This window comes from Sinobaca sp. H24, from assembly GCF_023845525.1.
Genome location: NZ_JALBWT010000027.1, coordinates 46,928 through 66,175, shown reverse-complemented (window position 1 = coordinate 66,175; position 19,248 = coordinate 46,928). Strand labels below are relative to the sequence as shown.

Sequence of the window (19,248 nt, the reverse complement as noted above, 5' to 3'; positions counted from 1 at the left end):
GCCATAGCAGTAGTATTTTCCAATACCTCTAAATGAACAGCCGGGTCACGAACAATACCCTTTTTCCCTACTTTTCCGCGTCCGGCTTCGAACTGCGGCTTGACGAGAAGCATTGCTTCTCCGGTTTCTCCAAAGATGGAATACAGTGGCGGGACTATCCATTTTAAGGAAATAAAGGACACATCTGCTACCGCTATATTCGGCACTCCTTTTTGGAAGTCGTCCTTTACTGCATAGCGGAAATTCATCCGCTCCATTACTTCTACTTTTTCATGATTACGCAGGCTCCAGGCCAGCTGATTATATCCCACATCACAGGAATAAACGAAATCAGCCCCGTGCTGGATAGCACAATCCGTAAATCCTCCCGTAGAACACCAATATCAAGCACTGTTTTGTCTTTAAAGTCAAGATGAAAGGACTTAATGGCTTTTTCAAGCTTAAGTCCTCCTCTGCTTACATATGGCATGGGTGTCGCCTTTAACTCGTAAAGGAGCCTCCACATCAACTCTGGCTCCAGGCTTGTCCACGCGTTCATCTTTCACGAAAACAAGCCCGGCCATTATTGATCTTTTTGCTTTTCTCTCGTATCAAAAAAACCTTTATTGACTAAAAGTACATCAATTCTTTCTTTTTTCATCTTCAGGCCCTCTGACGCTTTGCCGGAACCATGTCTCTAAGTGTTCCCGCTACGTTCTCCGGAGTAAGTCCTATTTTCTTCATAAAGCTCCGGTACGCTGCCGTGCTCGATATACCGGTCCGGGATACCCATACGGTTAATCACCATATCATGCTGGGTTGAGATCATGGTAATGTTCAAGTACTGCGCTGCCAAAGCTTCCCTGAAGAGCGGCTTCTTCCAAAGTCAGTACCGCTCCTTTTTCTTCATAAAGCTCTTGAAGAATATCAGGCATCAAGCGGTTTAGCGGAACGTGCATTAACAATACGCACATCAATATTTTCCTCTGCAAGAATAGCTGCCGCTTCTTCTGCAATAGGAGCATAGTGCCAAAAGATAATATGGTTAGTTCTTTTCCATCCCTTACAACTTCCCATTTTCCGATATCGATCTTCTTTAATTCACTGTCCATTTCGATACCGTAGCCATTACCGCGAGGGTAGCGCACTGCAATAGGACCGTCATGATAAACAGCTGTATACAGCATATGCTGAAGCTCGTTTTCATCTTTAGGCATCAGTATAGTCATGTTGGGCAGATGGCGTAGATAGGCTATATCAAAAACACCCTGGTGGGTTTCACCGTCCGCGCCTACGAGTCCTGCCCGGTCAATCGCAAATACGACATGAAGGTTCTGACGACAGACGTCGTGGACGAGCTGATCATACCTCTCTGAAGAAATGTGGAATATACAGCAAACACGGGCTTCATCCCTGGGTGGCCATACCGGCTGCCATCGTAGTAGCGTGCTGTTCGGCAATTCCTACATTCAAACATTCTATCAGGGAATTTCTCTGCAAAGGAGTCCAGCTTGTACCTCCCGGCATTGCTGCTGTAATAGCTACAATATCAGGATCGGCTGCGGCCATTCTTTGGAGCGTGGAGCTGAAAACACCGCTGTAGGCTGGAGGACGCGGCTTTTTAAAACAACTTCACCCGAATCGATCTTATAAGGCCCAAGACCATGCCACGTTCCTTTTGCATCGTTTTCGGCCGGGGCATAGCCTTTCCCTTTTTTTGTAATGGTATGCACAATAACAGGTCCTTTTGTCTGCTTGGCAAATGCTATTTCGAACGCAGGTCATCTAGATCGTGTCCATCTACTGGTCCTAAATAAGTAAATCCCATTTCTTCAAAAAACATACCCGTTGTTACCATAAACTTCAGGCTGTCTTTTAGACGTTCGGCTGTCGCTGCAATTTTCCCTCCGAAAGCAGGAATTCTTTTTAATAGATCTTCTACATCATCTTTTGTTTTCTGGTAAGTATTTGCCTTTCTCATACGTCCCAAAATACCATGCAGTGCCCCTACATTGGGAGCGATCGACATTTCATTGTCATTCAAAATGATCGTTAGATCAGTCTGCTCATGTCCAATGTGGTTTAGCGCTTCCAAAGCCATACCACCAGTAAGTGCACCATCACCGATAACGGCTGCTACTTTACTGTCATCGCCTCTTATCTGGCTGGAAAGAGCCATACCCATTGCAGCGGATAAAGAGGTGGAGCTGTGCCCTGTTTCCCAAACATCATGATCGCTTTCATTGCGTTTAGGAAAGCCGCAGAGGCCTTTATACTTTCTTAATGAATCAAATTCGCCGGCACGTCCGGTTAAAATTTTGTGGACGTAGGACTGGTGGCCGACATCCCAGATAAGTTTATCTTTTGGAGAATCATACAGCGAATGCAGGATTAGCGTTAGTTCCACTACACCCTAAATTAGGACCCAGGTGTCCTCCTGTAACGGATAGCTTGCGGACGAGAAACTCTCTAATATCAATAGCAAGCTCTTTTAACTCCTGCTGGCTGCAGTCTTTTACAAATTCTGGTTCCTGATCGTTTCAAGATTCATTGCTGAACCCTCACTTTCCATCAATTAAGCTTTCTTTTTATTCTGCTTTTTACTGAATATTTTTAGTTTAAACTTTGTTTCCATTACGTAGAAAAATTTACCAACCTGAAAAATAATACTTGTTGCAAACTGAATTGCAAATGTTTTCCCCAGAGCTTTACCGCCTACAGTAAGGGAAGCAACGACTGCTGTAAACACAACATTTAACACAGCCTGCAGTGTGCTTCCATCCTGGGAGCCGAGAACAACAGCAAGCTGAATAACGACAGCGGAAGTTGCCGCACCGCTTACCACTCCGGAAATATCGCCTATTACATCGGCACAGAAGTTGGCTACCTTGTCTGCATTTCTTGTGATTACCATGCTTTGATAAGCTCCGGGCACTTTTTTGGCAGCCATGGCGTGAAAAGGCTTTTCTTCAGCAGCTGTTGCAGCCACTCCGACCATATCAAATACGACCCCTATAAGTACAATAAATAATACGATCAGCATACCAATTGCCCAACCGACGCCTGAAAGGACAGCCGTTGATACAATTGAAAAAATAGCCGCTAACACCAATGTGATAACGGCAATAAAAAGACTCCAGTTTATCGATTTTTTCCATACAGTTTTCATAGTATTATTTATCTCACCTAGACAGTATATTCACTTTATTTTTGTTCGTAAACCTTATGTAACAAAATCGGAGGCCATCCAGGGCGTAAACATTATGGCTTAGGTCCAGTAGGTTTTCCCAACCAGCTGCCCGAACGTCGCCGTTCCGGCGGTTTCCCTTTAAAGCCGGCTTGATGCCGTCTCCGAATCAGACTGGATTACCACTCAGACCACACTGCAATCCACCCTGGACGTTTTTCAAACAGTCTAGGAGTTTTCCCCAGCAATTCCGTGCCACTTTCTTAGCCTCTTTTGCAGAGCAGGTTTCAGATGTTAAAAAGCAGGTCGTTGGCCGACAAACCGTACTCTCAAAAGAACATCATTCCCGCTGCTCCACTCAAGGCAGGCTACGCTGCGAGATTGGCTTCCCTTGCCTCTCGTCAGGTCTTACCTTTTCCAAGGGCATATAATCTGTTACACGACTACTTGGAAAAGGCCTCCGCGGTGAAAGGGTTCACGCCCACATGCCATTGTGGATCGCCCTTAGCACCTTTACTCCCAGCAATGACCCAAGGCTGGGCGCCTCGAGCCAAAGCGAAGAACTTCATCGATGTGCCCTTCAGCGGATTTTTAGGCCCGCCTCGAAAATGGAGAATCGACTAGAATACCGCGCCATCCGATTTTGGTGTAAAAATAGTATATCATGAATAAAATTGATTGTACAAAGCTCTGTCCCTATTTTGTCCGGTGTTGAATATACTCTACAAATTCGTTAAGAATATCACTTTTTCCATTCAGCTGCCGTGCATATTCTTTCGCTTTTTCAGCATGCCATGCCAGCTTTTCCTTTGCCCCTTCGAGAGTCAGAAGCTTTGGATACGTACTTTTGTCTTTATTTTCATCACTGCCGGCGGGTTTGCCCATTTCCTCTGAATCGCCTTCTACATCAAGAATATCGTCTTTTATTTGAAAGACAAGACCAAGCTCCCTGCCGAATGCGCGGAGTTTGGAAAGATCTTCTTCAGGCGCTCCAGCCATGATACCTCCTGCTATAATAGAAAACCCGAGCAGATCCCCGGTTTTACGGTGGTGAATGGCCTCGAGCTCCTGAAGGTTAAGAGTTGATTTCTCTCCTTCCATATCTGCTACCTGGCCGCCTACCATCCCCTCTGCTCCTGCTGCCCTGGACAATTCCAGAATAAGCATTACTTTACTATAATCCGAGGTATCAGGGAGGCCTGCCAGCAGTTCAAATGCTCTTGTCAACATGGCATCTCCTGCGAGTATGGCATGGGCTTCCCCGTAGACTTTATGGTTTGTCAGCTTCCCGCGCCGGTAATCATCATTATCCATCGCGGGAAGATCGTCGTGGATCAGGGAATATGTATGAATCAGCTCTACTGCACAGGCTGCCTGCACCACATTCTCGCTGTTCTCTTTATAGGATTGAAAGGCCGCAAGCAATAGAAGCGGGCGTACCCTTTTTCCGCCTGCTTCTATGGAATAAAGCATGGATTCTTTTAAAGCTGCAGGCATGGAAAGATCTTTCACCGTCTGCGGGAGAACATCGTCAATGCGCGCTTTATTTACAGATATAAATCCTTCAAGTACTTTATTCACTTGCATCCTCTCCATCTATTGTTAATGGTTTAATTTCTCCGTTTTCTTCTATTATGACATCCATCTGCTTTTCTACTTTTTTAAGCTTGTCGTGGCAGAGGGAAGAGAGCTTCATTCCTTCCTGGTACATGTGCAGTGCTTTTTCAAGGGGAACGTCCCCTTCCTCCAGACTGCTTACCGTTGATTCAAGCTGTTCAAGAGCCTCTTCAAACGAGAGTTCTTTGTTTTCACTCATTATGCTCACCTTCCTTTTTTTCAAAATCCCATTTGCGTATATGTGTTGTTTCTATAATCTTTGTCCGCACGGTTCCATCTTTCATCTGTACGTCCATTCTGCTCCCCGGAACCGCCTGCCGGATGGAAGAAACCAGTTCTTCTTTCTCATCAAATGATACCTGGTAGCCTCTTTCCAGAATTTGAAGCGGATTAAGCAGGTTCAGTTTTTGGATGACATGATGAAACTCACTTTGTTTATTCAGCAGGTATCTGTTTTTGACTTTTTCGAGACGGGCTGCTGTCTGCACATACTCTTTCCGGCTTGACTCAAGTTTTCTTTCCGGGTGCTGCAGCTCCAGTCTTTTTTGCAGCATCTGAAACGAAGATAAGCTGCTTTCCAGCGTAAGAAGCCGTCGTTTTTCCAGCCTGTCCATCAATCGATCCAGCTCCTGCTCTTTCTGTTGAAGCAGCTGCATTGGGTAGCGGAAAGCGTAGGATCCCTGCAGCCTCTTTAAACGTTCGGTTCCGTGCTTTTTATGATTGTTCATCGCCAGGTGAAGCCGTTGCTCAAAAGAAGAAACCTGCTGCACCACGTCAATTAATGACGGAACCGCTAATTCGGCCGCTGCGGTTGGCGTTGCAGCCCTTACATCAGCTGCAAAATCTGCAATCGTAAAGTCTGTTTCATGTCCAACTGCTGAAATAATGGGAATGGTTATCGAATGAAAAGCCCGTGCTACTATTTCTTCATTAAAAGCCCAGAGTTCTTCAATCGACCCTCCCCCTCTTCCTGCTATTACCACATCAATCCCAGGATGCTGCTCTGCCTGCTTTAGGGCACGAACAATGGAGGGAGCTGCATCTCTTCCCTGAACGAGCACGGGGTATAGAATAATTTCAGCCGGGGGATATCTTCTTTTTATCGTAGATATCACGTCGCGTATCGCGGCACCTGTAGGAGAAGTTATAACAGCAATTTTCTTCGGGTAGGCCGGAAGCCGCTTTTTCATATCTTCACGGAAAAGCCCTTCCTGCTCAAGCTGATTTTTCAGCTGTTCGTATTTTATAAACAGCTGACCGATTCCGTCCGGTTCCATATCATTCACATACAGCTGATATTGCCCAAAAGGTTCGTAGACAGAAACGCGCCCTCGTATTAACACCTTCATCCCATTTTCAGGTTCAAATGCCAATGACTTATTATTTCCGGCAAACATAACAGCTGATATTTTCGACCGTTCATCTTTTATCGTAAAATACATATGGCCTCTGCTGTGTTTTTTGAAGTTTGATATTTCCCCTCTCAGCCAGACGGACTGCAGATCACTATTATGTTCAATCGTCTGCTTGATGCGGGCGGTCAGCTGAGAAATGGAAATCCAGCGGTCTTCCATAGCAGTCATATTTATCGGGCCCGCCTGTTGTATTCCCGAATAGCTGATTCCATTGTATTGTATAGAAGCATGGTAATCGTCATCGGCCCTACTCCGCCCGGTACAGGTGTAATATAGGAGGCTTTTTCTGCTGCATCATCAAATAATACATCGCCGCATAATTTCCCATTTTCTTTTCGGTTCATGCCGACATCAATAACAACAGCCCCGTCCTTTATAAAGTCTCCTGTTACAAACTCCGGGATTCCAATTGCTGCGATAACAATATCCGCCTGTCTGGTATAACTTTTTAAATCAACGGTTCTAGAGTGGCAGTATGTGACAGTAGCATTTTTATTTAACAGAAGCTGTCCCATAGGCTTACCAACAATATTGCTTCTTCCAATTACTACTGCATGTTTACCTTCGATAGCGATATTTTTATATTCAAGCATTTTAATAATGCCGTAAGGGGTGCAGGGAAGAAAAGCTTCCTGGCCGGTCATCATCCGTCCAACACTGATCGGATGAAAGCCATCTACATCTTTATCAGGATCTATTGCTTCAATTACTTTCTTTTCATCAATTTGTTTTGGAAGAGGCAGCTGCACAAGAATACCGTTGATAGCGTTATCCTGGTTATACTGGTCGATAACGTCGAGAAGCTCCTTTTCCGAAATAGTATCAGGCAGCTCATGCAGAACGGAGTGAATGCCGGCTTCTTTTGATGCCTTGTCTTTTCCTTTTACATAGGACATGGAAGCCGGGTTTTCTCCAACTATAATCACGGCAAGCCCCGGCTCGACTCCTTTTTCTTTCCATTGTGCTACCTGCTCTTTAATATATTTTCTCGTAGAGGCGGCTACTTCTTTACCGCTGATCAGTTCCGCTGTCATGACTCCTCCTCCTTTTTACCTTCACACTCTTTTAATACGTTCGATAAAACACCATTGATAAAGCTGCCTGATTCTTTCCCTCCAAAAGCTTTGCCAAGCTCAATCGCTTCGTTGACACTTACATGCAGAGGAATATCTTCAACAAACAGCATTTCATATACAGATTCACGCAGAATATTCCGGTCAATGTTGCCTACTCTGGTGATAGTCCAGTTCCAAGATGTTCTGTAAGCTGGGCGTCAATGCCCTCTTTTTCCTTCAATGTGCCTTCAATAACAGTTGTCAGAAAGTCATCCGGTATTTCGTCTTCTTCCAATGTGTTTTCCAGGGCATTCTCCCAGTTCACTCCCGTCAGATCGACCTGATATAACACCTGTACTGCTCGTAATCGTGCTAGCCTTCGATTCATTGCCCATTCCCTCTTCCACTTATTCAGGTACTTTACTGCAGACCTGCTATTTTTACGATAAATAAAACCCGTCCCATGCCGGGCTTAGTCAGCGGAAACGTCCGCTCCGTTTTCATGTAATGAATCAAGATATCTTTTAAGAATAAAAAGCCGCTATAACAGGGTGAGCTGTTATAACAGCCTATATTTACTTTCTTTTTATTTGATTGCTTCCTTCGGTTCCGTCTGCTCCAGCTGAATACCGGTCACGTGGATATTAATGGAATCGATTGCCACAGAAGTCATCGTTCTTAAAGCCTGATAAATAGCGCTTTGAAGATTTTTAGCTACTTGAGGCACAGCTACGCCGTACTGCATCGTTACTGATACATCAATTTTAACGCCCATTTCTCCAAGCTCTACTTTGACCCCTTTGCTAACGTTCTTCCGGCCGAGCTTTTCCGCTACGTCAAATGCGAAGCTTCCTCTTAATGAATGAACTCCGCTCACTTCCGAGACGGCAAGAGCAGTAATTACTTCAATTACATCGGGAGCTATTTCAATACGTCCAAGCTCATTCCACTCTTCTTTGATATCCAGTACCTTTTCATTACTCACGGCAGAGCCCCCCCTCTAAAATATGGTCTATTTTATTCCGGCTTTTCTGCTTCTTCTTTCGCTCTTTCTGCTTCTTCCGCTTCCAGCGCTTCTTTTTCTGCCAGCTCTTCCTGTTTTTTCACGAACTCCTCTTTATACTGTCTGAATACCGGAAATTCTGACAGGTTATCAGGAATTTTATCGTTTTCCAGTAAAATAATTTTCACCAGATTTTTATTTCTCGCCATATGATATTTCTCTTCATATTCGTTTTCTCTAACGAACTTCTTGAGATTTTCGTAGTCTTCCTCCTGAATGGAGACAGTATATGCACCGCTGCCCTCACCGTATTCGTGGCTGAACCCGACTTCAAATTCTACGATTTGAATTTGATCATTCTTCATATTCCTTGTCTGTTCTAATACTGCTTTTGCACCTTCTGTTAAGTCGTTCCAATCCATTATAATTCCTCACTTCTCATTTATATTATATACAGTTCGTTTTTTCACGTGTTGATTATACCATGCAGGTATGTTTTTTTCATCTACCTATCCCCGCACTTTCACACCACAGCTGACCGATCTTTGTAAGTCATCAGGCTGACCCCGACATAGCATAATAAAGATAGCAGAACAGGGATAGTAACGGAATGCATGCCAAGCATATCAGGGGAAAATTGATAAATGAGAACGTAAGATCCAACACCGCTGATGATCGATGCCAGCGCGCCATGTTTATTTCCTTTTTCCCAGTACAATCCCAGCACGATCGGCCAGATAAATGCAGCTTCCAGACCGCCGAAAGCAAATAGATTCAGCCATATTAAAAGCTCTGGTGGATTAAGGGCGAGTATAAAAACGGCCGTTCCCAGAAGTATCGTCACCGAATAGGTTACTTTTTTAATACGCTTGTTGTCTGCGTCGGGCTTTACGTAGTTTAAATAAACATCTTTAACCACCGTGGAGCTGACAAGCAGCAGAAGAGAGTCTACTGTGGACATAATAGCTGCCAGCGGCGCGGCCAAGACTATGCCGGCAAGCCAGGCCGGGAGAACTTCAAGCACAATCAGCGGCATGACAGTATCCGGTGCTTCTATTCCCGGTAAAATAGATCTGGCAAGCACCCCAGTAAGATGAATGCCAAACATCATAAACGCTACAACAAATGTTCCAATAATCAGCGCACGATGCATGGAGACAGAATTTTTGTAAGACATAGCCCGGACGGCCACCTGCGGCAGTCCAACTACACCGACACCTACAAGAATCCAGAATGAGGATACATAAAGCGGAGTCAGTTCTCCCTCCGCACCGAACGGAGAAACAAGGGCCGGGTTTTCTGCCGTTAAATCAGCCATAATAGCCGGCAGCCCTCCTCCAGCAATGATTGTTCCAATTAAAATAATCAAGGTTCCAAAAAACATTATAATGCCCTGAATGGTATCCGTTACTACAACGGCCCTAAAGCCGCCGATCGTTACATACACGAGGATAGTAACAGCAAAAATAAACAAAGCAGTGGTATAGGAAAGGCCGGTAATCGTTTCTACAAGCCTGGCCCCGCCTATCCACTGGGCTGCCATAGCAGAAAACAGGAAGAGCACAATGCTTGCTGCACTGAGTATAACGACAGCTTTGCTTTCATAACGGTTTTTCAAATAATCTACAAGCGTAATCGCTTTATACTGTCGTGATTTAATGGCAAATCGCTTTCCGAGAATCATGAGAGTGAAATAGCCGGTTACCACCTGTGCCATAGCGAGAAGCACCCAGCCAAGACCCTGGGTATAGGCGGCACCGGGCCCTCCAACGAAACTGCTCGCGCTGCCGTAAGTCGCAACCATCGTCATCGCGAGGATCAGGCCCCCCATTTCCCGGCTGCCTAAAAAATATTCCTGGAGGAAATCACTTTTTGTGGAAATACGCTTTGCTGATAAAAAACCAACTAGAAAAACGATACCTAAAAACAAAAGCAGAGGGACTATTACTGCTGTATTCATCTTTTTTCTTCCTCTTCTTCCAATGATATGTCAGTAAAAAAGAAACGAACGGCTAAAGAAACCAGAATAATAATGAAGATGGGGACAACGATACAGCTGAAAAAGAACCAGGCAGGCAGGCCTGCTATATATTGATACTCTGAAGGGGGTCCTGAACCCAGTCCATAAGCAAATCCAAACCATAAACAGAAGTGAATAACCACTATTCCCAAACCTATTAGTGCTTCTTTAGCCGTAATACTCCACCGTTTTTTTACAGGCTGTTTTGTCTTCATTTCTCCCTCTCTTCCCGGTCCTTACTATCCGATGATATACTGCGTTTCTCTTTCCAAAAGAAAAAAGGCCGTAAAGTGTCTTCCACTTTTAGGCCTTTTTCATCTACGCTCTTGAAACGTAGTTACCGCTTCTCGTATCAATAACTAAGCGGTCGCCCTGGTTTACAAAGAAAGGCACCTGAACAGTCAATCCTGTTTCAAGGGTGGCCGGTTTTGTTCCACCGGATGACGTATCCCCTTTTACGCCAGGTTCTGTAGCCGTAACTTCCAGCTCTACAGTGTTTGGCACTTCTACCCCAAGCGTTTCTGAACCATACGTGTTTACCTGTACTTCCATGTTGTCTTTTAGATAATTAAGTTCGTTTTTCAGCTGATCACTTGAAAGTTCAAGCTGTTCATACGATTCGTTGTCCATGAACGTATGCATATCTCCATTGGCATATAGATACTGCATACGACGGCGTTCAATGTGAGCGCGCCCTACTTTTTCACCAGCACGGAATGTTTTTTCCTGAATATTTCCTGAGCGCAGGCTTCTTAGCTTAGAACGTACGAATGCTGCACCTTTTCCAGGCTTAACATGCTGAAAATCTACTACCGTCCAAATATCATTTTCTACTTCAATGGTGAGTCCTGTTTTAAAATCGTTTACTGAAATCATTGCCGTTCCTCCATTTTTTATCAAGTCGGTACTTACTATATCATACTAATCATTCTCCTACTATCACTAATTCCTTCGGCGCGTAGGTAAGCACCTCATTACCATCCTCTGTAATTACGATATCGTCTTCTATTCTTGTGCCGCCTGCTTTTGGTACATATATTCCAGGCTCCACGGTAACTACCATGCCGGGCTCAAGTACCTGCCTGCCTTTAGGAGAAAGCCTTGGTCCTTCGTGCACTTCCATACCAAGTCCATGACCAAGACCATGTCCGAAATATTTCCCATATCCGGCCTGCTCTATATGGTTTCTTGCTATTTGGTCTGCTTCTATTCCAGTCATACCGGGTTTAATCTGCTCCACAGCCAGCAGCTGCGCTTCCAGAACAGTCTGGTAGATTTTCTTCAGTTCGCTTGTCGGCTCTCCTACTGCAATAGTACGGGTAATGTCTGAGCAGTAGCCTTTATAGTAGGCTCCATAGTCAAGCGTAACCAGCTCTCCGCTTTCAATTACTTTACTGCTGGCGACACCATGCGGCAGGGCACTTCTCCAGCCTGAAGCAACAATGATGTCAAAAGAAGAGGAAACCGCACCTTCTTTTCTCATAAAAAATTCCAGTTCGTTACTAACTTCTATTTCCTGCATACCCGGCTTAATAAACGTCGTGATATGGTCAAACGCTCTATCTGCAATTGCCGCCGCTTCTTTTAGAACTTCTATCTCTTCAGACGTTTTATACAGACGTACCTGCTCTACAATAGAAGATGTCGGGACAAGACCGGCAGTAATTTGTTTTTTCATCTGAGTGTACTGCTGATAAGTTACATACTCCTCTTCAAATCCAATGGTTTTAAGCGAATGATAGTCTGCAAGACGGGCCGTTTCAGCAATGACGCCTTTTTCATGCCTGATAATTTCAAATGCAGGACACTCTGCGGCCGCCTGCTCTATGTATCTGAAATCCGTTATTAAATATGCATGCTCTTTTGTAATGAATAAAGCTCCAGCCGTTCCTGTAAAACCGGATAAATACCTTCGATTCGTCTGGCTTTCTATAAAAATGGCTTCTATTTCTTTACTTTCCAACTTTTCTCTTACTTGTTGAAGCAGTATTTGCATAATTGCCCTCCTACGATCATCCATTATTTATCTCGGCTTTATTTTATCATATATTAGGAAGCTGCGGAGATTCAGGGACATCACCAATGTAAATAAGTTTCAGGTGTAAAATATGTAAAAAAGGGAAAACAACTATATGTCTTTTAAATAATAGATGTTGATATTGTTGTAGTGAACGCCTTAAAAATGGTGTAAAATTAGAAATAAGACACCAATGCCATCTCATTGGCATGGATGGGATGATACTATGACCGAACTTAAAAAAACAGCTTACGGAGGTCAGGCTATAGTTGAAGGTGTAATGTTCGCCGGAAAAACGACGACTGTAAGCGCAATACGCCGCAATAACGGAGAAATTGAATACTATGAGGTTAAGAAAAGAAGTATTCCTATCCTTCGATTTTTAAAGAAAATATTCATTATTCGGGGAATTGCTGGATTAATTGAAGCCAGTTCTGTAGGGATGAAACATTTGAATTACGCTTCGGATCGATATGATGTGAACCCCGAGGATGATGAAACACCAACCGTTGAAAAAACCTCTTCTAAATGGGGAATGGTGCTTGGTACTGCTGTAGTAGGTGTGAGTTCGTTTTTGTTTGGAAACTTTATTTTCACCGTCCTGCCGGCCATTGCAGCAGGAGGATTTACTCCTATATTTCCCGGTCACATAGCACAAAATCTTCTCGAAGGATTTTTCAAACTCATTCTGCTTTTCCTCTATATTTATCTTATCTCCCTGACTCCTATGGTTAAAAGACTGTTTCAGTATCACGGAGCTGAGCATAAAGTAATTAACACGTACGAAGCAGGAGTACCGCTTACCGTCCAGAATGTACAGCGTCACTCCAGACTTCATTATCGTTGTGGCAGCAGTTTTATTTTATTTACTGTTATTGTTGGAGTGCTTATTTATTTAATGGTGCCCTTTGATTCCCTTGCCGAGAGAATCGTACACCGGCTGGCTCTTATACCTGTTGTCCTTGGCGTGTCTTATGAAGTGCTTCAGGGCACAAATAAAGTTAGAAACATCCCTATCCTCAAATGGCTTGGTCTTCCTGGACTTGGTTTACAGCTTCTTACGACTAAACCGCCGAAAGACGATCAGGTGGAGGTAGCTGTACGATCTTTCGAAAAACTTCTTGAAGAAGAAAAGCACTCAGCCGAGCCAATCGATCATAATGCTGTATAATGAATAGTATCAAAAGTTGTGTTTTGCAAACCTGGCTCCCCAGGTTACTCTTAATGGAGGTGATCATATGTCGCGCATTCTTCGCCGGCCCTTCTTGCTGCTGTTGTTCGGACTCGCCGCCTTTGGTCTTGGTAACCAGCTTTTAACCAATCCTATATCCTTTCTCATTTCATTGGCAATCGGTCTTGCTATTGCAGTAGGCCTGTACTTTCTTTTTACGAAAGTTATTATGAAAAAAATGACGCAAAGACAGTACCAGTCCCATGCTCCTCCAAGATCAAAAGCAGCTAACGCACGCCGCGGCGGATCTGCTGCTCCGGCGAAAAGTCACTATAAATCTGCAGGCTCACAGCCAAAACCTGTTAAAAAGCGTTCTACAAAAGCAATTGCCCGTAAAAGAAGTGACACGCACCTGACTGTCATTGAAGGCAAAAAAACCGAAAAAAGAACCGGGCTCTTTTCTAAAGCCCGGCTCTTTTTATACATAATTGTTTACTATGATTCTCTTTTTGACTGACAGAAGGAGGAAATACTTCTATGATGCCGTTTTTAATGATCAGTGTTTTATCCGATCTGCCTTTATCTCTTTTGAACATTTTCTTTCATCCATATATTTACTTTATAATTATTCCTGTCATCTATTGGTGCTTTCATAAGCAGCTTGGTTTTAGACTTTTGTTTATTATGGCTTTCTCTTTTTATGTAAACATTCTTATTTCTTCTATCTATCCTTTTGATACATCGGTGCTGCTTGATCAGCAGTTTTCCGGTATGCCTATTGCTTTTCAAAGCGCCGTCGTATTCTGGGGCTTCCTAATACCGGAGATATCTGATCGACGTTACACTATAACAGCTTCCATTATTATAGCTTTCGCAGGGATACTCGCTTTTCTGGATCCAACCTATGCAACTGCTGACATTTTATATGCCGGCGTGATTGGTTTCTTTTTAATTTTTATTTTATACCGCTCGCTTGACTGGATAGGCGGTGCTCCTGACTTTCTTTTGCTGGGTGTTGCTGTTCTTTTAGGATTATGCCTCTTTCTTCTGGAACCGCAGGCAGCCTGGTTTGCCGGACTTCTTCTCGGTCTCAGCGCTGGATTCGACATTGAAACAATTAAGAATAGAATGAGGTATCCGCCGTCGTTTCTATCGAAATTAAAGGCCTGTGCAGCTGGACTGGCCGGTGCGGTCATCCTCCTGCTTTTGTTTGGATTTGCCACCTCACCGGCAGTAGTTTTTCTCTCCGGCATCATTCTTGGTTTCTGGATTACTTTGTTTGCACCGGTTCTTTTTATAAAAATGGCCTTCTCAAAAAGAGAAGGCGGCATTACTTCGAGCAGAAAAAGCTAATCTTTTGGCTTTTCCTGCTCGTTTCTATTTTGTACTTCACGAAGATCTCCTACTCTTTTAGGGTCTTCTTCAAAATACTGAACGATGTCTCCAATTCGGTCGATGGCGTCCCAGCTTAGATGGTGCTCAATACCCTCTACATCCGTGTAGATATGTCCATGCTCTACGCCAATAATCTGCATGAAATTCTCCAGCAGTTCATGGCGGTATACGAGACGCTTCCCTATCTTTTTCCCTTTTGCTGTTAAGATCAAGCCTCTGTACTTTTCATACACTAAGTATTCCTGTTTATCTAATTTCTGAACCATTTTCGTAACGGAGGAGGGATGTACTTCCAGCGTTTCAGCAATATCTGACACTCTGGCGTATCCCTTTGCTTCAATAAGCTGATAAATTCGTTCTAAATAATCTTCCATACTTGGAGTAGGCATACTAAGATCCTCCATAGACTTCATAGTTTACGACACATTGTTGCACACCTTTATTGTACATGAATAAAAGAGAGTTCACAATTTAATTTCCCATATTGCCCTGTAAGGGAATTTTTTTTCCTTAAAGCAAACTTTAACAAAAAAAGAAGCAGGCTTCTGCAGCCCGCTTCTTTTTATATTTTACAATCCGCACTTCAACTGGGCACTGCAGTTTGTGCACGTGTTGCAGCCTCCAATATCTTCAATGGATCCTTCTCTGCACACGGGACATGTGTCCCCAATTTCATTACCGAAATTAACAGTAGTGGAACGAACATCTTTAATCGTGTCTACGAGAACGACTTTCTTTTCAGGTGAAGCGGTTGATTCCTCTTTCGGTTCAAACGTATTATCTTCTGCTTTTAATGTTAATACTTGGGCGTCCCGGCTTCCATCTACATAAACCGTACCGCCTTTGGCACCGCCTTTATAGAGACGCTCATATACTCCCTGTACCTGTTCTACTGTATAGCCTTTAGGAGCATTGACCGTTTTAGAAAGCGAGCTGTCTACCCATTTTTGGATAACGCATTGGACATCTGCATGATTTTCCGGCAGCAGTTCCATTGCAGAGATAAAGAATTCCGGAAGATTATCTTATCAGCTTCTGGATTTCTATCCAGATATTCCTGCACAATCGCTGCATTCACTTCAATGAATTTTCCAAGCCGGCCGCTGCGATAATATTTAAAGGAGAAGTATGGTTCTAGTCCCGTACTCACTCCTACCATTGTTCCTGTACTGCCGGTTGGTGCTACGGTAAGAAGGTGTGAGTTGCGAATACCGTATTCTTTTACTCCATCCAAAATATCCTGAGGCATTTTCTTCATATAGCCGGTTTCCGTAAAGGCCTGGCGCAGACGATTTGTTTCCTCTGCTGACGATGCTTCCAAATAAGGGAAACTGCCTTTTTCTTTAGCAATTTCGATACTTGTACGATATGCAGTTGTTGCAATCGTTTCAAAGATTTGATCAATCAGTACATTTCCTTCTTCTGATCCATACGTAGTTTCTGTGTAAATTAACAGATCATGCATTCCCATTACGCCAAGCCCTACCCGGCGCTCGCCTTTTGCCTGTTTCGTATTATCTTCAAGGAAATACGGCGTGGCATCGATGACGTTATCCTGCATCCTTACACCGGTTGCTACTGTTTTCCGGAGTTTGTCGAAGTCTACTACCTTTTCGTCTTTATCAGCCATTTCAGCTAAGTTCACAGCGGCCAGGTTGCAGACGGAGTAAGGCGCAAGCGGCTGTTCTCCGCATGGGTTGGTTGCGACTACTTTTTGTCCATAGCTCTGCGCATTTGTCTGTTCATTTGCATTATCTATAAAGAAAATACCAGGCTCGGCTGAATAGGTTGCACACACGTTAATCAGCTTCCAGAGCTCACGTGCTTTAATCGTACGGTACGTACGGACTGCGTGTCCTTTCTGTTCCCATTCGCGGACATCGCCGCTTTCCTGCCAATCCTGATTATACTCTGCCATTTCTTCTTTGGAGTAGTTTTCAACATCTGGAAAGCGCAGCGAGTAGTCTGCATCATTTTCTACAGCCTTCATAAAATCATCGGTAATGCAGACAGAGATGTTGGCCCCGGTTAAAAACTCAGGGGAGTTTACGGTATAAGTGCCCCCCGCATTAAGCTTATCTTCTGCTTCCTGAAGAACTTTATTGTCGAATCCACCTTGTCCCGGGATAGACTGATAGTTAAGAATACCCTGATACATTGCTTCTTCTGTTGGAGATAACGGAGTAAATTTAAGTTTTTCCTGAATAAGCTTTTTAATCTGCTCATCCTCTGTATTTTCAAGCAGAAAGCGCAGAATACGCGGATTCTGCATTTTAGATACGATAAATTCAAGTATATCGGGATGCCAGTCTGCCAACATAATCATCTGTGCGCCTCTTCTTGAACCGCCCTGTTCTACTAAATGCGTAAGCTTTGCAATATCATCAAGCCAGGAAACCGAACCGGAAGATTTTCCGTTGACTCCTTTTGCAAGTGTATTTCTTGGTCTCAAGGTCGAACCATTCGTCCCAACACCGCCGCCCCGGCTCATAATTTCCATTACCTGCTTGCGGTGCTCGGAAATCCCTTCTCTCGAATCGGCAATATAAGGCATCACGTAGCAGTTGAAATAGGTTACATCTGTTTCTGCACCGGCTCCGTATAGTACCCGTCCTGCCGGGATAAAGTTCATATTAACCAGTTCTTCGTAGAATTCCTGGAAAGAATGGCGGCGTCTTTCTTCTGTTTTTTCTACACTTGCAAGTCCTGTAGCATTACGCTTGGCAATCTGCTCATAGTATATTTCCAAAGGTTTTTCGATAACATCTAGAGAACGGACTACCGTTCCTGTTTCAGACTCTTGTTCATTAAGAAGCGGGAGGAATTCATTATCTACTCTTACTTCAGCTGTATTGTTTTCCCGATCTATGACAGTAACAAATCCAAATCCTCTGGCAGGGAATTTGGGATCTTCCTTAACAGTTAAAATAACAAAATCATTTTCTTTGAGCGTTTTCTTTTCCGTGTCCTTAAATGTATAACGATCAAGCATGACTAAGCGGGAAACGCCTGATTTTGTCATCTGCATATCTTCTGTTACTGGATGCACCTGCGGGAATAAGGAAATATCTTCATTTAATTGGGCTGTGTTTACTTTTGGCATTTGTTTTACTGCTGTACTCATGTAAATTCCTCCTGTTTCACTTCTTGATTTTTTTCCGGCATCGAACCGAGGGATCGGGATATTTTTCTGTTTAATAAAAGAAAATAACCAGACTAATCAAGTGTACGACTGATTTAAAGCTCTTTCTGAATGATACCATATGGTCTTCTCCAAAATCAATATATAGTATTTATATTTTATATATTGACACTATATATAGTTTTTAAACCTCTTTTTATGAATTTGTCAATTCTAGAAAAAACAAAATAAGAAGCAATAGTGTCCTCCGCTGTCGTTTTTCGATAGTAACCTCGTTATTTGAGACATTTCATTTCTTGCGAACCAGGAGGATATTTGTATGTAGGTTTTTATCGTTTTTCGTGGTATCTTAGAAAAAAAGCTGGAGGTAATATAATGGACTATGTATGGAAAAAAGGCAATATAATAGAGCACAGAAATGCCGATGTTTCGTTTGAAGACCGCGGATATTATTTCGGCGACGGGGTATATGAAGTAGTCCGCCTTTATAATGGAGTCTGCTTTCAGCTCGAAGAACACTATACACGATTTGTACGAAGTACTGAGGAAATTGATATCCCTATTCCATTTACTCTTATTCAATTCAAAGAGATGATTGATTCACTGTCAAAGGAAAATAATATTTCCGAAGGATATGTTTATATTCAAATTACAAGGGGCGAGCAGGAACGTAATCATTTATATGAACGCGGACTCGAACCCGTGGTTACCGCTTTTGCAAAAGAAGCCCCAATTCCAGTTGAAAAACAGAAAAAACGGTATTTCCCTATACGCGTTGGAAGACATACGCTGGCTCCGCTGCGATATAAAGACTATTAACCTTCTCGGAAATGTGATGGCTAAACGAAAAGCAGAGGACAACGCATGTGATGAAGCTCTTCAGCACCGGGGGACGGTTGTTACAGAAGGGTCTTCGACCAATATTTTTATTGTTAAAGACGGAGCGGTTATTACGCATCCTGCCAATGAACTTATATTAAACGGCATTACCAGGCTTTTCATTCAACAGCTTGCCAAACAGCATAACATTTCTTTTCTCGAAAAAACGTTCTCTGTAGAAGAAGCTTCCCATGCTGATGAAATGTTTATTTCCAGTACTACGATGGAAATCACACCGGTTGTTCGGATTGAAGGCTCCTTTCAGGCAGACTATTCTATCGGACCGGTTACTAAACGACTTCAGGAAGCATTTTCCGCAGCTGTAAGGCCCGCCGAAGAATCTCCTTTGAAATAAACGAACAAAAAGA

The 19,248-nt window shown here is 43.4% G+C and carries 20 protein-coding genes and 4 pseudogenes; 4 read left to right on the top strand and 20 right to left on the bottom strand.

All coding sequences use genetic code 11. The features are described from left to right. From MMY81_RS24490 to MMY81_RS24395, 18 genes and pseudogenes are all read right to left on the bottom strand, one after another. A pseudogene (locus MMY81_RS24490) lies at window positions 1–646 on the bottom strand (TlyA family RNA methyltransferase); the annotation flags it as partial. A gap of 142 nt (window positions 647–788) precedes the next feature. Further along, a complete protein-coding gene (locus MMY81_RS36345) occupies window positions 789–1,439 on the bottom strand; it encodes a transketolase C-terminal domain-containing protein (protein ID WP_483882500.1) in 651 nt (216 codons plus the stop codon). Continuing rightward, window positions 1,387–1,548 carry a hypothetical protein gene (locus MMY81_RS24470; protein ID WP_252314872.1) on the bottom strand — a complete coding sequence of 54 codons (162 nt, stop codon included), beginning with the start codon at window positions 1,546–1,548 and terminating at the stop codon, window positions 1,387–1,389. The genes MMY81_RS36345 and MMY81_RS24470 overlap by 53 nt, the downstream gene beginning before the upstream one ends. Beyond that, window positions 1,521–1,712, bottom strand: a complete 192-nt coding sequence (locus tag MMY81_RS24465; RefSeq protein WP_252314881.1) for a hypothetical protein — start codon at window positions 1,710–1,712, stop codon at window positions 1,521–1,523. The genes MMY81_RS24470 and MMY81_RS24465 overlap by 28 nt, the downstream gene beginning before the upstream one ends. Before the next feature lie 32 nt (window positions 1,713–1,744). After that, window positions 1,745–2,386 (bottom strand): 1-deoxy-D-xylulose-5-phosphate synthase N-terminal domain-containing protein, encoded by a 642-nt coding sequence (locus MMY81_RS24460; RefSeq protein WP_252314871.1) that lies wholly within the window; start codon window positions 2,384–2,386, stop codon window positions 1,745–1,747. Next, window positions 2,352–2,459 carry a 1-deoxy-D-xylulose-5-phosphate synthase N-terminal domain-containing protein gene (locus tag MMY81_RS24455; protein WP_308215467.1) on the bottom strand — a complete coding sequence of 36 codons (108 nt, stop codon included), beginning with the start codon at window positions 2,457–2,459 and terminating at the stop codon, window positions 2,352–2,354. The genes MMY81_RS24460 and MMY81_RS24455 overlap by 35 nt, the downstream gene beginning before the upstream one ends. A 95-nt stretch (window positions 2,460–2,554) precedes the next feature. Then, entirely contained in the window at window positions 2,555–3,148 is a 594-nt protein-coding gene (locus MMY81_RS24450; RefSeq protein ID WP_252314870.1) for a hypothetical protein, read from the bottom strand. A 714-nt stretch (window positions 3,149–3,862) separates the two neighbouring features. Then, on the bottom strand, window positions 3,863–4,753 hold the full coding sequence (locus tag MMY81_RS24445; protein WP_374562730.1) for a polyprenyl synthetase family protein: 891 nt from the start codon (window positions 4,751–4,753) through the stop codon (window positions 3,863–3,865). After that, window positions 4,740–4,982: an exodeoxyribonuclease VII small subunit gene (locus MMY81_RS24440; protein WP_252314868.1), complete on the bottom strand. Its 243-nt coding sequence runs from the start codon at window positions 4,980–4,982 to the stop codon at window positions 4,740–4,742. The genes MMY81_RS24445 and MMY81_RS24440 overlap by 14 nt, the downstream gene beginning before the upstream one ends. Then, on the bottom strand, window positions 4,975–6,366 hold the full coding sequence (gene xseA / locus MMY81_RS24435) for an exodeoxyribonuclease VII large subunit (protein WP_274622847.1): 1,392 nt from the start codon (window positions 6,364–6,366) through the stop codon (window positions 4,975–4,977). The genes MMY81_RS24440 and xseA overlap by 8 nt, the downstream gene beginning before the upstream one ends. Window positions 6,367–6,368: 2 nt before the next feature. Beyond that, a complete protein-coding gene (folD, locus tag MMY81_RS24430) occupies window positions 6,369–7,232 on the bottom strand; it encodes a bifunctional methylenetetrahydrofolate dehydrogenase/methenyltetrahydrofolate cyclohydrolase FolD (RefSeq protein WP_252314867.1) in 864 nt (287 codons plus the stop codon). After that, window positions 7,229–7,641 (bottom strand): annotated as a pseudogene (gene nusB / locus MMY81_RS24425) (transcription antitermination factor NusB). Before nusB ends, folD begins: the two are co-directional and overlap by 4 nt. A 198-nt stretch (window positions 7,642–7,839) precedes the next feature. Beyond that, window positions 7,840–8,238 (bottom strand): Asp23/Gls24 family envelope stress response protein, encoded by a 399-nt coding sequence (locus MMY81_RS24420; protein WP_252314866.1) that lies wholly within the window; start codon window positions 8,236–8,238, stop codon window positions 7,840–7,842. 32 nt (window positions 8,239–8,270) lie between these two features. After that, complete coding sequence (locus tag MMY81_RS24415) at window positions 8,271–8,678, bottom strand: hypothetical protein (protein WP_252314865.1); 408 nt, start codon at window positions 8,676–8,678, stop codon at window positions 8,271–8,273. 101 nt (window positions 8,679–8,779) lie between these two features. Further along, the gene (gene panF / locus MMY81_RS24410) at window positions 8,780–10,216 is read right to left on the bottom strand and encodes a sodium/pantothenate symporter (protein ID WP_252314864.1); all 1,437 of its coding nucleotides are present in this window, start codon (window positions 10,214–10,216) and stop codon (window positions 8,780–8,782) included. Then, window positions 10,213–10,491, bottom strand: coding sequence for a YhdT family protein (locus MMY81_RS24405; RefSeq protein WP_252314863.1), 279 nt, complete (start codon window positions 10,489–10,491; stop codon window positions 10,213–10,215). Before MMY81_RS24405 ends, panF begins: the two co-directional genes overlap by 4 nt. A gap of 103 nt (window positions 10,492–10,594) precedes the next feature. Further along, entirely contained in the window at window positions 10,595–11,152 is a 558-nt protein-coding gene (gene efp, locus MMY81_RS24400; RefSeq protein WP_252314862.1) for an elongation factor P, read from the bottom strand. A 49-nt stretch (window positions 11,153–11,201) separates the two neighbouring features. After that, complete coding sequence (locus tag MMY81_RS24395) at window positions 11,202–12,272, bottom strand: M24 family metallopeptidase (RefSeq protein WP_252314861.1); 1,071 nt, start codon at window positions 12,270–12,272, stop codon at window positions 11,202–11,204. 247 nt (window positions 12,273–12,519) lie between these two features. Here MMY81_RS24395 and MMY81_RS24390 point away from each other — a divergent pair, with 247 nt between their 5' ends. The 3 genes from MMY81_RS24390 to MMY81_RS24380 all read left to right on the top strand — a co-directional run bounded on the left by MMY81_RS24390 (window position 12,520) and on the right by MMY81_RS24380 (window position 14,817). Then, a complete protein-coding gene (locus MMY81_RS24390; protein ID WP_252314860.1) occupies window positions 12,520–13,464 on the top strand; it encodes a DUF1385 domain-containing protein in 945 nt (314 codons plus the stop codon). A gap of 67 nt (window positions 13,465–13,531) precedes the next feature. Then, window positions 13,532–13,981 (top strand): SA1362 family protein, encoded by a 450-nt coding sequence (locus tag MMY81_RS24385; RefSeq protein ID WP_252314859.1) that lies wholly within the window; start codon window positions 13,532–13,534, stop codon window positions 13,979–13,981. 20 nt (window positions 13,982–14,001) lie between these two features. Further along, window positions 14,002–14,817, top strand: coding sequence for a hypothetical protein (locus MMY81_RS24380; RefSeq protein WP_252314858.1), 816 nt, complete (start codon window positions 14,002–14,004; stop codon window positions 14,815–14,817). Here the strand turns inward: MMY81_RS24380 and mntR are convergent. Continuing rightward, the gene (gene mntR, locus MMY81_RS24375) at window positions 14,814–15,248 is read right to left on the bottom strand and encodes a transcriptional regulator MntR (RefSeq protein WP_252314857.1); all 435 of its coding nucleotides are present in this window, start codon (window positions 15,246–15,248) and stop codon (window positions 14,814–14,816) included. The genes MMY81_RS24380 and mntR overlap by 4 nt on opposite strands. A 180-nt stretch (window positions 15,249–15,428) precedes the next feature. Next, window positions 15,429–17,983: pseudogene (locus tag MMY81_RS24370) on the bottom strand (vitamin B12-dependent ribonucleotide reductase). A gap of 393 nt (window positions 17,984–18,376) precedes the next feature. Between MMY81_RS24370 and dat the strand changes: the two are divergent. Then, window positions 18,377–19,235, top strand: a pseudogene (dat, locus tag MMY81_RS35795) (D-amino-acid transaminase). Window positions 19,236–19,248 lie beyond the last annotated feature (13 nt).